Below are 14,487 nucleotides of genomic sequence, written 5' to 3'. Positions count from 1 at the left end.
CTAGTTGTTTTTTTCTATGAGTTCAATAATTTCTTTTAACTCTTCTACGCTAATTTTTTCTTCTTTCGCAAAAAAGGACACTACATTTTTATAGGAATCATTAAAATAGTTGCTAATGGCTGTATTCATAAACCCTTTTCTGTAAGCTTCTTTGGTCACAATAGGGTGGTACTGATGTGTTTTTCCGTAGGCAGTATAACCAACATAACCCTTGTCTACCAAATTCCTAATAATGGTAGACAGTGTATTGTAATGTGGTTTTTCGGTAGTTATTTCGCTTAGAACATCTTTTACAAAAGCCTTTTCTAGCTTCCATAGTATATGCATTATTTCTTCCTCTTTGTTTGTTAGTTTTTCCATGTATAATAATTTTTAACAATTTGAATATTTTACTTTTATTCAGATATAAGTTTTTCAATTTCAGATACGAGTTTATTAAAAGTTTCTTCAGAGTATCCTTTAGATACATATCTGATAGTTCCATTTTTATCTATTAAAAAGTTTTTTGGAATAGAACCTTTGGCATATTGATGCCATATTTCTGCGTTTGTATCATAACCAACGTTAAAATTAACGCCGTACTTTTTCAATTGTTCCATTTTTTTGGAAACGGTTTCTTTTTTCTGACCTATAGCTATGGGTACAAAGACAAAATCCTTAGCACCAAAAGGTTTCAATATTTTTTCTGGAATTTCAGAAAACTCCATAAGACAAGGGGCGCACCAAGTTGCCCAGAAATTGACCAAAACAACTTTTCCTTTTAATTTTTCAAGTGTGATTTCTTCACCATTAAGCATTGTTACCGAGAAATTTTTTGCAGGATCATTTAATGTTAATAAGAATTCTTTTGCTACTGCTTTTTTTTCAATAGGGTGCCTAGGGGCAATTCGTTTTTGTTCAGCTCTTTCCTCTTCGGTTCTTAGTTTAATTAGAAAAATAAACTCTTTATCACCAATTATATCACCAAACTTTGCATGTAGTGAATCTCGTTTTTTTTCAGAAACACCTTTGTGCATAGCTCCTATATAACCTTTTTCACCGTATGCCATTAGCGTGTCTTTTGAGATGATTTTACCGTTATCCACAACAATAACATATTCAGGCTTTTTAAAATTTTGCTCCTGAGCAAAGGCGTTCATGCCGTATAAAACCATTAGAAAGATAAATACTTGTAAATATTTCATGTTTGAGTTGGTGTAGAATTTTTATTCAATTCAAACATATAACTATTTTTGTAGTTATAAAACTATTTTAATAGTTATTTAACGATTTTTATAGTTTTAATCCTCTTTAAATAAAAAAATCCGGTTCTTATTTGAACCGGATTTAAGTTTAGAATACGATATAGTTTAATCTAATAGCAGTTTGCATTTAAATTTGTCTTTATCAACGCCAACACCACATTCCCAATCTGATTCTGGAGGGTATTGCCCGTCAACTTCCTTTTTATATAATAAATAGTTAGCATCCATTAGTCCCCACATTTCGGTACCATCGTCCATATAAGTTATTAAACGTTTAGAAGTGTTATTTACATTAACATATTTAGGGCCTTTAGTATGGCTTTTATCCAGCATATAGGTGCCATTTAAAGTACTTGTGCCACTTATTTCCACACCAATAACATCAATGCTGTCTTTTGAGCAGGATGCTAATAGTATAAGTGAAAAAAACATTATTAGGGGTAGCTTTTTCATGGTTTAAGTTTTTTAGATTTGGTATTCCAAATGTTGTAAAATTTTATCTTAAATGATAGTCATTAGTTTGTTTTTCGTTTAACGAAATCTATAAAATGTAATTAGTCGATGATTTTATAACGTTCGTGGAGGTGGTTCTTTTTTCGGACGTAAATAATTCATAATATCTAAGCTTTTAACTTCATAACTTTATAATATCTTCGCAAAAAACAATTTATATGAGTATACTTTGGGTAATCCTAGGTTTTATTTTATTGGTAGTAGGAGGTGAGTTTTTAGTGCGATCATCTGTAGCATTATCTTTTAAATTCAATATTTCTAAAATGGTAATAGGTATGACGGTGGTCTCTTTTGCAACATCGGCACCAGAGTTACTTGTGAGTTTAAACGCGGCGTTGTCGGGATCTCCAGCTATTGCTATAAATAATGTTGTAGGTTCTAATATTGCAAACATAGGATTAGTACTTGGGGTAACCGCAATGGTTGGACCTATTGCAGTAGATAGATCTTTTTATAAACTCAATTGGCCCGTTATGATGATCTTCTCAATGGCATTGTACTTCTTTTTAAATAACGATAGTAAATTATCTACTTTAGAAGGAGCGAGTTTATTTATAGGTCTTGTTATTTTTCTTTTTGTGCTAATAAAAAATGCAAAGAAAGATACGGTGAGTGAAGAGGTAGATGATGCTTTAGCTATTGTATCTAACTTTAAGATTATAGTTTGGTTATTAATAGGAGCTACCGCTCTTTACTTTGGTAGTGAATGGTTGGTAATGGGTGCGGAAGAAATAGCCTTAGCGGTTGGTGTTAGTAAAGGCGTTATAGGTTTATCTTTAATTGCAATTGGTACAAGTGTTCCTGAGCTCGCTGCTTCTGTAATTGCTGCTGCTAAACAAGAAAAAGCCATTTCTTTAGGGAACCTAATAGGCTCAAACATTTTTAATATAGCTTCTGTGTTAGGGTTAACTTCTATGGTAAAACAGATACCTGTTACGGAACCAACAATTTTAACTAATGATATTTTTTGGATGCTTGGTTTTGCAGCAATTTTAATTCCATTGATATTCTTACCAAAACAAATGCAGATAACTAGAATGAAAGGGATGTTCTTAGTTGCGGGTTATGGGGTGTTAATGTTTTTATTGTTTACAAGAGGTTAGTTGCTTAAAACTGGTTTTAAGAATTAAAAGGAGTAATGGTAATTTACCAATGCGTAAAAAATAAAAAAGCACTTTCATTTGAAAGTGCTTTTTTATTATGAACAAAATATATATTCTAGCTAAAATTAAATTTTAGCAGATTTAACAGTTTTAATAATTCTTCCTGCAATTTTGTATGGGTCACCGTTAGAAGCTGGTCTTCTATCTTCTAACCAACCTTTCCAACCTTTCTCAACAGTAATAATTGGGATACGAATTGAAGCTCCACGGTCAGATACACCATAAGAGAACTCATCAATAGATTGAGTTTCGTGCTCACCAGTTAAACGTTGGTCATTAAATTCACCATAAACAGCAATATGCTCTTTAACTACAGGACGGAAAGCTTCACAAATTGCTTCGTAAGTAGCTTTGTCTCCACATGTTCTTAATGTAGTGTTAGAGAAGTTAGCGTGCATACCAGAACCATTCCAATCCATATCTTTTCCTAATGGCTTAGGGTGGTACTCAATGTAGTAACCGTACTTTTCTGTTAAACGACCAAGTAAGTATCTAGCAACCCAAATTTCATCACCAGCTTTTTTAGCGCCTTTTGCGAATAATTGGAATTCCCACTGACCACAAGCAACCTCTTGGTTAATACCTTCAAAGTTTAATCCTGCATCAATACATAAATCAGCGTGCTCTTCAACTAAATCTCTACCGTGAGTGTTTTTACCACCAACAGAACAGTAATACATACCTTGAGGAGCTGGGTAACCACCAATAGGGAATCCTAAAGGAAGTTGCGTGTGAGTATCCATAATGAAGTACTCTTGCTCAAAACCAAACCAGAAATCGTTATCATCATCATCAATAGTAGCTCTACCGTTAGATTCGTGTGGAGTACCATCTGCATTTAAAACCTCAGTCATTACTAAGTATCCATTTCTTCTTTCAGGATCTGGATAGATAGCAACAGGCTTTAAAATACAATCTGAAGATCCACCTTCAGCTTGTTTAGTAGATGATCCGTCAAAAGACCAGTTACCTAATTCTTCTAATGTTCCTTGAAAGTTTTCATGCTCTTCTACCTTAGTTTTACTTCTCAAATTTTGAGTAGGCTTGTAACCATCTAACCAAAGGTATTCCAGTTTAATTTTTGCCATAATTTATAATTTAGATATGTAATTAAATAATGTTTCAACAAATATATACTTTTCTATATTTACTTTATATTTTGGGGGCTGTTTTTAGTAAACCCTTATGTTATTTTTATTTATCCCCCATTTTTTTGGGGTATATATTAAAAAAAGTATATTTATTTATGAGTTTGTTGAAAAATTGTTAACTTAAGGTTTTGCCAATTAAAGGCTATAGTTAATTTTGTACTCCATTAAAATTCAATTCAAAAGCCAATGCCTACATTAAGATTTCATGCTATAAAAGAAACATTTGATCACCAACCAATTAAAATTCAGGAAACCCAAAAAAGGTCTGAATTTTATGCAGAAAATGTATTTGATGAGAATACCATGCGTCAGTACTTAAGTAAAGATGCATTTCTAGGTGTAAAAAATGCTATTGAGCACGGAACTAAGATTAGTAGGTCCATTGCAGATCAAGTAGCAGTATCTATGAAAGATTGGGCATTGTCTAAGGGAGTAACACATTATACACACTGGTTTCAACCTTTAACAGGTGCAACTGCTGAGAAGCACGATGCTTTTTTTGAAATTTTGGGAGATGGTTTTGCTGTTGAAAAGTTTGACGGCGGGCAACTAGTGCAACAAGAACCAGATGCTTCTAGTTTTCCAAGTGGAGGAATAAGAAATACTTTTGAAGCACGCGGATATACTGCTTGGGATCCAACTTCTCCAGCATTTATATACGGAACGGCACTTTGCATACCCACGATTTTTGTAGCCTATACAGGTGAAGCCTTAGATTATAAAACACCATTATTAAGGGCCTTACATGCTGTTGATGATGCTGCAACAGATGTATGTAAGTATTTTGATAAAAATGTTAAGAAAGTACATTCTTCATTAGGTTGGGAACAAGAGTATTTTTTAGTAGATAAAATGTTGGCAGCCAGTAGACCAGATATTCTTTTAACAGGCAGAACGCTGTTAGGGCATTCTTCGGCAAAGGGACAGCAATTAGATGATCACTATTTTGGAGCTATACCAACAAGGGCATTTAACTTTATGCGCGATTTAGAAAATGAAGCAATGCTATTAGGTATTCCTGTTAAAACACGTCATAATGAAGTGGCTCCTAATCAATTTGAGTTGGCACCTATCTATGAAGAAGCTAATTTAGCTGTAGACCATAACGCTCTTTTAATGGATATTATGGGGCGCGTTGCTTCTAGACATAATTTTAAGGTCCTACTGCATGAAAAACCATTTGCTGGTATGAATGGCTCTGGTAAACACAATAACTGGTCCTTATCTACAGATGGAGGTGTTAACTTATTGGCACCCGGAAAAACGCCAATGAGTAATCTGCAGTTTTTAACCTTTTTCATTAATACTATTAAGGCTGTACACACGCACGAAGAGTTATTACGATCTTCAATAGCTTCAGCAGGAAACGATCATAGGCTAGGAGCTAATGAGGCGCCACCTGCTATTATGTCTATTTTTATAGGGGAACAGTTAACCAAAGTATTACAAGAGTTAGAAGGCGTAACAAAGGGGAAATTGTCACCACAAGAAAAAACAGAGCTGAAATTAAATGTAGTTGGTAAAATTCCTGATGTCTTATTAGATAATACCGATAGAAATAGAACATCGCCTTTTGCATTTACAGGTAATAAATTTGAATTTAGAGCTGTGGGGTCTACTGCTAACTGTAGTAACCCTATGACCGTGTTAAACACTATTGTAGCAAAACAGCTAAAAGACTTTAAGGCTGAAGTAGATAAGCTTATTGATGGTAAAGGTCTTAAAAAGGATGAAGCCGTATTTAATGTTTTAAGGGAATATATAAAATCTTGTAGACCTATTTTATTTGAAGGTAATGGCTATGGAGAAGAATGGGAAAAGGAAGCAAAGAAAAGAGGTCTAAGTAATAATAAAACGACACCAGAGGCATTAAAAGGAAGAATTTCTAAACAAAGTTTGGAATTATTCGAAGAAATGGGCGTATTGAGTAAAATTGAAGCTCAGGCACGTTATGAAGTAGAGATAGAAGCTTACATAAAACATATTCAAATTGAAAGTAGAGTTTTAGGAGATATTGCAAGAAACCATATTGTACCTACAGCTGTTAAATACCAAAATGTTTTGGTGGAAAACGTAAAAGGCTTAAAGGAGATTTTTGATAAAGACTTTAAAAAGGTTGCAAAAGAACAGCTTGGTTTAATTCAAAGTATATCTACTCAAATTGAAGGTATTAATGTTAATGTAACTAATATGATTAACGAGCGTAAAATAGCCAATCAAATTGAGGATCTGGAAAAAAAGGCAGCGGCATATTGTAATGCTGTAAGACCTTTGTTTGATGAAATTCGTTACTACTGTGATAAGTTAGAACTTATGGTAGATGATGAGCTCTGGCCTCTTACAAAATACAGGGAGCTCCTGTTTACGCGTTAAAATCCAAATTATTTTAGGTATATTAAACCTAAAAACGTTTTTATTTTGAACTTTTAATGAATATTAAAACACTAATACTAATTATAATTAATAGCTTAATAGTATTAGTTGTTGCTGTATTGTCTTTTTCTTTTTATCAACAATTCTCAAGAGTTCTAAATGATCGTATTTTACTTCAGCTAAATTCAATTAAGACACTTAAACAAATTCAGCTTGAAAATTTAATTACATCAGAATGGGATGCCTTTTTAAGTTCAGAATCAAAGCATCAAAATCAAGATTTAGCTTTGTTCTCATTTCCAGAAAATCTAAAAATGATTGATGGAGTATATGATTTAACACCGTATCATTCTAAGAAGAAAACTGCCATAGGCTTCATTTCAAATTCTGAAGGTGGTGATACTAGAATTAAGATTTTAGACTACAAAAAAATAGAAAGTGTACTCTTAGAACGCACGGGAATGGGGAAGACTGGAGAATCCTATATTGTTGGTGAGGACTTTAGGATGCGTTCTAAATCGCGCTTTTTTCCAAATAAGACACCTTATTCAACAGAGGTTAAAACAGAAGGTGTTACAAATGCTTTGAAAAGTATAAATGGCCGTGGTACATTTAAAGACTATAGAGGTGTAGATGTTTATAGTGTGTACAGTCTAATTCAAATCTCAAATCTTAAGTTAGTAATTCTTTCGGAAATTGATGTTAGTGAGGTCGTTGAGCCATTAGACAAGCTAAAATCAAGACTTATAGGAGTTACCTTAGGAATTCTTTTTGTTGCTGTAGTGCTCTCTCTTTTTCTTACGCGTATTATAACCAATCCTATACACAATATGCGCCGAAGCTTGAAAGTAATGGCCGAAGGTGATTATAGTCAGAGTGCCGATTTTGTTAAAAACTCCAATGAAATTGAAGAAATGTTTAACGCTTTGGCAAATTTAAAAGCGTCATTACAAGGAGCGGTTACCTTTTCTGAAGCCATTGGTAAAATGGATTTAAATACGCCATATGAGCCAAAAAGTTCAAATGATCTTTTAGGTAAAAGTTTAATGGCTATGAGGGATAAGCTGAAAGAATTTCGAGATAATGAGAAAAATAGTAGAATTACTGCAAAACGAATGTTGGTAGATGGTCTTGAGAATGAAAGACGCATGTTGTCTAGAGAACTTCATGATGGCATTGGGCCTTACTTAACGTCATTAAAACACTATGTCGAAAACAAGGTTGAGGATGAGGCAAAAAAAGCGGAAATGAAGCAAATAGTTGATGAAACCATTTCTGAAATAAGACTAATGTCAAATGCTTTAAGGCCTTCTACAATGGATGATTTTGGTATTGGAGTTACATTAACAAATTTTGTTGAAAGTTTAAAAAAATCAACTAAGATTAGCATTGAATTCGAAGATCTAACAAGGCAAGAGAACTCTCGTATTACGAATCATCAAGGAATTAATCTTTTTAGAATTTGTCAAGAGTTAATTAATAACTCCTTAAAACATTCTGGTGCTAAAAGGATAAGAATTACACTTTCAGAATTTGATGAGTTCATATCACTTTTTTATTTTGATGATGGTATGGGGTTTAATACAAATCATGTTAAATTAGGTTCTGGAATTGTTAATATCAAAGAGCGTGTTGAAATTTGCAATGGTAAGGTCGAAATAAACTCTACTAAAGGCAGTACTACTTTTGAAATTGAGTTCCCAGTAGAATGATTATAAAATTATGAACGACATTAAAATAATAATAGCAGATGACCATGAGCTTTTTAGAAAAGGCTTAACCGAGTTATTGCATAAACATAACGATATAAAAGTAGTTCATAGTGTTGCTGATGGCGATGAGTTTATAGCCTTAATAAAAGGGAAGGTAGAAGCGGATATTGCTCTTTTAGATATTACCATGCCGAAAATGGATGGATTTCAGGTACTAGATCAAATGAAGAATTTAGACTCTAAAATTAAGCCTATTGTAATATCTATGCATAACGATGGTAATTATATTGCAAAATGTGCAAAAAGTGGTGCCTATGGTTATTTGTTAAAAAATACCGATGAAGATGAGCTAACTTTAGCAATCAGAACAGTGTTTAAAGGAAGAAAATATTTTAGTGCTGAGATTTCGGAAAAGATGATAAACTTTATGTCAACACAAAATGTCAGCAAGAATATTTTATCTAATAAAGAAACAGAAGTATTACTATTAATTTCTGAAGGATTAACTACAAAAGAAATAGCTACAAAGTTGTTTGTAAGTACTAGAACCATAGAAACGCATAGAGCTAATATTCTTAAAAAAATTGAAGTAAAAAACACGGCAGAACTTATTAAAAAAGCATCAAAACTTAATTTAATATAAAATTATAATTAGAGTTTATCCGTATAAATACGGATATAAATTGGGTAGATTCCTATAAGCCTGAACACCTAATAAGCTATGTAATTTTATCATGAACATTAAATATTTTATTCATGAAGAATTTTGCATTAATTATAGGGCTATTATTTATTTCAATAAATGCATTTGCACAGGAGAAAAGTAATGTAAAACGTAGTGATTTAACAGGACCAGCATACAAGAATTATAAAGCCTGGAAACACAATACGGAATCAACAAAAGTCTACACAAAGAAAAGTAAAAAGGCACTCACAGGACCAAAATATAAAAACTATAAACCTTGGAGAGATGCCTCTAAAGTTGAATATGTAGTGGTTAATGCCATAGGTAACGAAAGACAAAAATTAACTGGACCTGCGTATAAAAATTATAAGCCTTGGAGGAAAAAGTAAGATAGGTTACCTAGTAATACTAAATGTGTCCTAAACGAAAACACCATAAATGCTAATTTTATGGTGTTTTTTTATTTACTGCGCTTTAACTTAAGACGATTGAAAAAGATTATAAAACAACACCGTACACTTTTAAAATATCAAAACGATTACCAGTTCAAAACCTGTTAGTAAAACAGGCTTTAAAAACGTTAAAACTTTTACTTTAAACACTTACCTTTGCAGCAATTATAATATTATGAGTCAAGAAGTTTCTAAACGTTACGCACAACGTGGGGTGTCGGCATCAAAAGAAGATGTTCACAATGCAATTAAAAATATAGATAAAGGATTATTTCCAAAAGCATTCTGCAAAATTGTTCCGGATTACTTAACAAATGATGATGATTATTGCTTAATCATGCATGCAGATGGCGCAGGAACTAAAAGTTCTTTAGCCTATATGTATTGGAAAGAAACTGGAGATGTTTCTGTTTGGAAAGGTATTGCTCAAGATGCACTTATAATGAATGTTGATGATTTATTATGTGTAGGAGCTACAGATAATATTATGTTGTCTTCAACTATTGGAAGAAATAAAAACTTGATTCCAGGAGAAGTGATTTCTGCCATTATAAATGGAACAGAGGAATTACTAGAGGATTTAAAACAACATGGTGTAACTATACATTCAACAGGAGGAGAAACTGCTGATGTTGGTGACTTAGTAAGAACTATTATTGTAGACTCTACGGTAACAGCAAGAATGAAACGTTCAGACGTTATTGATAATTCTAATATTCAACCTGGTGATGTTATTGTTGGGTTGGCTTCTTTTGGTCAAGCTACTTACGAGAAAGAATATAATGGTGGTATGGGAAGTAACGGATTAACCTCAGCCCGTCATGATGTATTCAATAAATATCTGGCTGAAAAATTCCCTGAAAGTTTTGATGCTTCGGTACCGGAAGATCTTGTATATTCTGGAGGAGTAAAACTAACCGATGCCGTTGAAGATGCGCCAATAGATGCAGGTAAATTAGTGTTGTCACCAACTAGAACTTATGCCCCAATTATTAAGAAGATTTTATCTAAATACAATAGTGGAGCTATTCATGGAATGGTACACTGCTCAGGTGGTGCTCAAACAAAGATTCTTCACTTTATTGATGAAAACCACGTTATTAAGGACAACTTATTTCCAATTCCGCCACTGTTTAAGTTAATTCAAGAACAATCTAAAACAGATTGGAAAGAAATGTATCAAGTATTTAATTGTGGGCACAGAATGGAGCTGTATGTTAAGCCAGAAGTTGCTCAAGACATTATAGACATATCAAAATCATTCAATGTAGATGCTCAGATTATTGGAAGAGTAGAAGCATCAGAAGAAAAGAAGCTTACAATTAAAAGTGAGTTTGGTGAGTTTAATTACTAGAAGATTCGTTTTTAATTAGAATGGAATGATTATTGATGAGTTGAAAACTTTAAAATAACCTAACCTTATATAGTAATGAAATACATTCTATTAACCTTAGTTTGCTTTACTTTCTTTTTTTCTAATGCCCAGCCCGATTCTTTATATTTAAAAGAAAAACCTAAAAAATACGATGGCCCTCAATGGGCTAAAAAAAACAAAGCTACAGTAGATTTAAGCGAGGTAGCTTTTGTTAACTGGAATGCTGGTGGTTCTAACTCAATTTCTGGTCTTGTAGGGTTACAATCTTCTCGAAATTATAGCGATAAGTATTTTACATGGCGTAATAATGTTGTATTAAGGTATGGCGTAAATAAGCAAGAATCTAGAGAGTTAAGAAAAACAGATGATTTAATAGAGTTTAATTCTAATATGGGGTATAAGCCAAGTGTTGCCTCTAACTGGTATTATTCTGCAAAACTTAATTTTAGAACTCAATTTGCTAATGGTTATAAATATCCGAATAAGGATAACCCAATTTCTAGGTTTATGGCACCCGGATATTTGTTCTTCGGAGGAGGAATGGAATATGGCAAAAAGGTAGATAAGCTTTCTGCATATTTTTCTCCATTAACACTTAAAGCAACATTTGTTTTAGATGAAGATTTAGCTAACTCTGGAGCCTTTGGTGTAGATGCAGCTGTGTTAGACGCCGATGGCAATGTTATTACGCCTGGTAAGCGTTTAAGAAAAGAGTTGGGTATTTTAATAAATAATAGTTACGAAACTAAAGTTGCAGAAAATATTAACATGCAACACCAAATAAGTCTTTATACAGATTACGTTAATAATTTTGGTAATGTAGATTTAGATTGGAGGTTGGATTTCGATTTTAAAGTGAATAGTTTCGTGCGTGCTAGATTTGGATCTCACCTTCGCTATGACGACGACGTAAAGACTAAAAAAGAAACAGATGTACCTGGTGAATTTGAAGAAGAGGGAGCCAAAATACAGTGGAAACAGTTTCTTGGTATTGGTTTTGCTGTAGATTTTTAAGAAAATTAAATTTAAAATTCTTTTCAAAAATTTGTTAACTTTTTAATGTTGATAAATTTTTATTTGATTGAAAAACAGTGTTTTAGATGTTATTTCTTGCTAACTTTATGACTTTTGTCATGTAATAAGTGGTTTGTTTAGGTATCTTTGTAGTCTACTTTTTTAATTCATATAGAACTAAACACATACTAACTACATGAAAGAGAACCTAACCAAAGCTCTACCACAAACGTATTCCCAAGACCAAGCTTTTGAAGCTGCATTAAACTATTTTAAAGGAGATGATTTAGCTGCACGGGTGTGGCTAAACAAATATGCGCTTAAAGACTCCGATGGAAACATTTTTGAGTTAACTCCAAACGATATGCATACCCGAATAGCAAAGGAAATTGCTAGAGTAGAAAAGAAGTATGCTAATCCTTTAACGGAGGCGGAAGTTTTTGATTTAATCAAAGATTTTAAATACATAGTGCCACAAGGAAGTCCAATGGCTGGAATTGGAAATCCGTATCAAATAGCATCATTATCTAACTGCTTTGTGATTGGTAATTCGGGAGATTCCGATTCTTATGGTGGTATTATGAAAATAGACCAAGAACAGGTACAGTTAATGAAACGTAGAGGTGGTGTGGGGCACGACTTATCGCATATACGGCCTAAAGGTTCTGGAGTTAAAAATTCAGCGCTAACATCAACAGGAATTGTGCCTTTTATGGAGCGCTACTCTAACTCTACTAGAGAAGTGGCTCAAGATGGTAGACGAGGGGCATTAATGTTATCGGTTTCTGTTAATCACCCAGATTCAGAAGATTTTATAAATGCCAAACTAGAGCAAGGAAAGGTTACAGGAGCTAATGTATCTGTTAGAATAGATGATACCTTTATGCAAGCTGTAAAAGATGGTGCAGATTATACACAGAAATATCCAATATTTAGTGAAAATCCGAAAACATCTAAAGTAATTCAAGCAAAGGAATTATGGCATAAAATTGTTCATAATGCTTGGAAATCTGCAGAACCAGGTATCTTGTTTTGGGATACCATTATTAATGAATCTGTTCCAGATTGTTACGCAGATTTAGGATATAAAACAGTGTCTACGAATCCGTGTGGAGAAATTCCTTTGTGTCCCTATGATTCTTGTAGATTATTAGCCATAAACTTATTCTCTTATGTAGAAAACCCATTTACAAAAAAAGCAGCTTTCAATTTTGATTTATTCAAAACGCATGTGGCCTATGCACAGAGAATTATGGATGATATCATTGATTTAGAGCTTGAGAAAATCGATGCAATTTTGGCTAAGATTGATGCCGATCCAGAACAAGATGATGTAAAATCTATTGAGCGCAACTTATGGATAAACATAAAGCGTAAAGCAGAAGATGGAAGACGTACAGGAATTGGTATAACGGCAGAGGGCGATATGTTAGCAGCATTGGGAATTCAATACGGTAGTGAAGAAGGAAATGCATTCTCATTAGAAGTACATAAAACTATAGCGGTTGAAGCTTACAGAGGTTCTGTGGCATTGGCAAAAGAGCGTGGGGCATTTACAATTTTTGATGCTGAAAGAGAAAAAGAAAACCCGTTCATTAATAGATTGAAGGAAGCAGATAGCAAGCTATACTACGAAATGTTGGAATATGGTAGACGTAATATAGCCTTACTAACTATAGCGCCTACAGGAACTACAAGTTTAATGACGCAAACAACTTCGGGAATTGAACCTGTATTCTTACCAGTTTACAAAAGAAGACGAAAAGTAAATCCTGGAGATAAAGATGTACGTGTAGATTTTGTTGATGAAGTTGGCGATTCTTGGGAGGAATATGTAGTATTTCATCATAGATTTAAGCAATGGATGGAAGTTAATGGTATTGATACCACTCAAAATTTTTCGCAAGAAGAGCTTGATGAATTAGTAAAACAATCACCATATTATAAAGCAACGTCTAATGATGTAGATTGGTTAAGCAAAGTGAGTATGCAAGGTGCTATCCAGAAGTGGGTAGATCATTCCATAAGTGTTACTATAAACTTACCAAATGATGTTAGTGAAGAATTGGTGGGTGACTTATATTTAAAAGCTTGGGAAGTTGGTTGTAAAGGTGTAACGGTTTATAGAGATGGATCTCGTTCTGGTGTTTTAATAGCCAATGACGAGAAAAAGGAAGAAGAAGCCCATGCAGATACGTTAACGCCGTTTCCAACAAAACGTCCACAAACTTTAGAAGCAGATGTTGTTCGTTTTCAAAATAATAAAGAAAAGTGGATTGCTTTTATTGGTCTAATTGAAGAGAAACCCTATGAGATTTTTACAGGTTTAATAGATGATGAAGATGGTATTTTAATTCCACGTTGGGTTAATAACGGACTTATCATTAAAAATAAAGATGAAAAAGGGGCAACCAGATATGATTTTCAGTATAAAGATAAACGTGGCTACAAAATTACCATTGAAGGGTTATCGCATAAATTCAATCCAGAGTATTGGAACTATGCTAAGTTAATTTCTAGTACACTACGTCATGGTATGCCAATTGAAAAAATTGTAGACTTAATTAATAGCCTGCAGTTAGATACAGAATCTATTAACACGTGGAAAAACGGTGTTGGTAGAGCTCTTAAACGTTATGTTGCAGATGGAACAAAAGCAAAGGGGCAAACCTGTTCTAATTGTGGTTCTGAAAATTTAATCTACCAAGAAGGTTGTTTAACTTGTAAGGACTGCGGTTCTTCTAAGTGTGGTTAGCAATCAAATAACCTGAAGTGAAGGGAAGTCTTAATGGCTTCCTTTTTTTG

At 33.4% G+C, this 14,487-nt stretch carries 12 protein-coding genes; 8 read left to right on the top strand and 4 right to left on the bottom strand.

The annotated features are described in order from the left end of the window. The 3 genes from FUA24_RS01355 to FUA24_RS01345 form a co-directional block, all read right to left on the bottom strand. The gene (locus tag FUA24_RS01355) at positions 1 to 360 is read right to left on the bottom strand and encodes a BlaI/MecI/CopY family transcriptional regulator (RefSeq protein ID WP_148539713.1); all 360 of its coding nucleotides are present in this window, start codon (positions 358 to 360) and stop codon (positions 1 to 3) included. A 35-nt stretch (positions 361 to 395) separates the two neighbouring features. Further along, on the bottom strand, positions 396 to 1,184 hold the full coding sequence (locus FUA24_RS01350) for a TlpA family protein disulfide reductase (protein WP_148539712.1): 789 nt from the start codon (positions 1,182 to 1,184) through the stop codon (positions 396 to 398). A gap of 165 nt (positions 1,185 to 1,349) precedes the next feature. Next, positions 1,350 to 1,697, bottom strand: coding sequence for a hypothetical protein (locus FUA24_RS01345; RefSeq protein ID WP_148539711.1), 348 nt, complete (start codon positions 1,695 to 1,697; stop codon positions 1,350 to 1,352). A 218-nt stretch (positions 1,698 to 1,915) separates the two neighbouring features. On the opposite strand from FUA24_RS01345, the gene FUA24_RS01340 reads away from it, so the two are divergent. After that, entirely contained in the window at positions 1,916 to 2,860 is a 945-nt protein-coding gene (locus FUA24_RS01340; RefSeq protein ID WP_148539710.1) for a calcium/sodium antiporter, read from the top strand. Positions 2,861 to 2,985: 125 nt separating this feature from the next. On the opposite strand, the gene FUA24_RS01335 is transcribed toward FUA24_RS01340, so the two are convergent. Next, entirely contained in the window at positions 2,986 to 4,008 is a 1,023-nt protein-coding gene (locus tag FUA24_RS01335; protein ID WP_148539709.1) for a glutamine synthetase beta-grasp domain-containing protein, read from the bottom strand. Positions 4,009 to 4,257: 249 nt separating this feature from the next. On the opposite strand from FUA24_RS01335, the gene FUA24_RS01330 reads away from it, so the two are divergent. The 7 genes from FUA24_RS01330 to FUA24_RS01300 all read left to right on the top strand — a co-directional run bounded on the left by FUA24_RS01330 (position 4,258) and on the right by FUA24_RS01300 (position 14,437). Then, positions 4,258 to 6,444, top strand: a complete 2,187-nt coding sequence (locus tag FUA24_RS01330) for a glutamine synthetase III family protein (RefSeq protein ID WP_148539708.1) — start codon at positions 4,258 to 4,260, stop codon at positions 6,442 to 6,444. Positions 6,445 to 6,500: 56 nt separating this feature from the next. Continuing rightward, a complete protein-coding gene (locus FUA24_RS01325) occupies positions 6,501 to 8,156 on the top strand; it encodes a sensor histidine kinase (protein WP_148539707.1) in 1,656 nt (551 codons plus the stop codon). Positions 8,157 to 8,166: 10 nt separating this feature from the next. Beyond that, a complete protein-coding gene (locus FUA24_RS01320; protein ID WP_148539706.1) occupies positions 8,167 to 8,799 on the top strand; it encodes a response regulator in 633 nt (210 codons plus the stop codon). 113 nt (positions 8,800 to 8,912) lie between these two features. Next, positions 8,913 to 9,230, top strand: a complete 318-nt coding sequence (locus tag FUA24_RS01315; protein WP_148539705.1) for a hypothetical protein — start codon at positions 8,913 to 8,915, stop codon at positions 9,228 to 9,230. A 238-nt stretch (positions 9,231 to 9,468) separates the two neighbouring features. Then, the gene (locus tag FUA24_RS01310) at positions 9,469 to 10,647 is read left to right on the top strand and encodes an AIR synthase related protein (protein ID WP_148539704.1); all 1,179 of its coding nucleotides are present in this window, start codon (positions 9,469 to 9,471) and stop codon (positions 10,645 to 10,647) included. Between the two features lie 75 nt (positions 10,648 to 10,722). Further along, positions 10,723 to 11,682: a DUF3078 domain-containing protein gene (locus FUA24_RS01305; protein WP_148539703.1), complete on the top strand. Its 960-nt coding sequence runs from the start codon at positions 10,723 to 10,725 to the stop codon at positions 11,680 to 11,682. A gap of 196 nt (positions 11,683 to 11,878) precedes the next feature. Next, complete coding sequence (locus tag FUA24_RS01300; RefSeq protein ID WP_148539702.1) at positions 11,879 to 14,437, top strand: adenosylcobalamin-dependent ribonucleoside-diphosphate reductase; 2,559 nt, start codon at positions 11,879 to 11,881, stop codon at positions 14,435 to 14,437. Positions 14,438 to 14,487: the final 50 nt, after the last annotated feature.

It is taken from the genome of Seonamhaeicola marinus (genome assembly GCF_008085455.1).
Note: the sequence above shows the minus strand (reverse complement) of the source record. Positions and strands in the feature narration are given on the sequence as shown.

Coding starts and splice junctions, on each gene's coding strand:
- FUA24_RS01320 (WP_148539706.1), top strand. CDS start 8,167: ATGAACGACATTAAAATAATAATAGCAGATGACCATGAGCTTTTTAGA.
- FUA24_RS01330 (WP_148539708.1), top strand. CDS start 4,258: ATGCCTACATTAAGATTTCATGCTATAAAAGAAACATTTGATCACCAA.
- FUA24_RS01305 (WP_148539703.1), top strand. CDS start 10,723: ATGAAATACATTCTATTAACCTTAGTTTGCTTTACTTTCTTTTTTTCT.
- FUA24_RS01325 (WP_148539707.1), top strand. CDS start 6,501: ATGAATATTAAAACACTAATACTAATTATAATTAATAGCTTAATAGTA.
- FUA24_RS01345 (WP_148539711.1), bottom strand. CDS start 1,697: ATGAAAAAGCTACCCCTAATAATGTTTTTTTCACTTATACTATTAGCA.
- FUA24_RS01315 (WP_148539705.1), top strand. CDS start 8,913: ATGAAGAATTTTGCATTAATTATAGGGCTATTATTTATTTCAATAAAT.
- FUA24_RS01355 (WP_148539713.1), bottom strand. CDS start 360: ATGGAAAAACTAACAAACAAAGAGGAAGAAATAATGCATATACTATGG.
- FUA24_RS01335 (WP_148539709.1), bottom strand. CDS start 4,008: ATGGCAAAAATTAAACTGGAATACCTTTGGTTAGATGGTTACAAGCCT.
- FUA24_RS01350 (WP_148539712.1), bottom strand. CDS start 1,184: ATGAAATATTTACAAGTATTTATCTTTCTAATGGTTTTATACGGCATG.
- FUA24_RS01310 (WP_148539704.1), top strand. CDS start 9,469: ATGAGTCAAGAAGTTTCTAAACGTTACGCACAACGTGGGGTGTCGGCA.
- FUA24_RS01300 (WP_148539702.1), top strand. CDS start 11,879: ATGAAAGAGAACCTAACCAAAGCTCTACCACAAACGTATTCCCAAGAC.
- FUA24_RS01340 (WP_148539710.1), top strand. CDS start 1,916: ATGAGTATACTTTGGGTAATCCTAGGTTTTATTTTATTGGTAGTAGGA.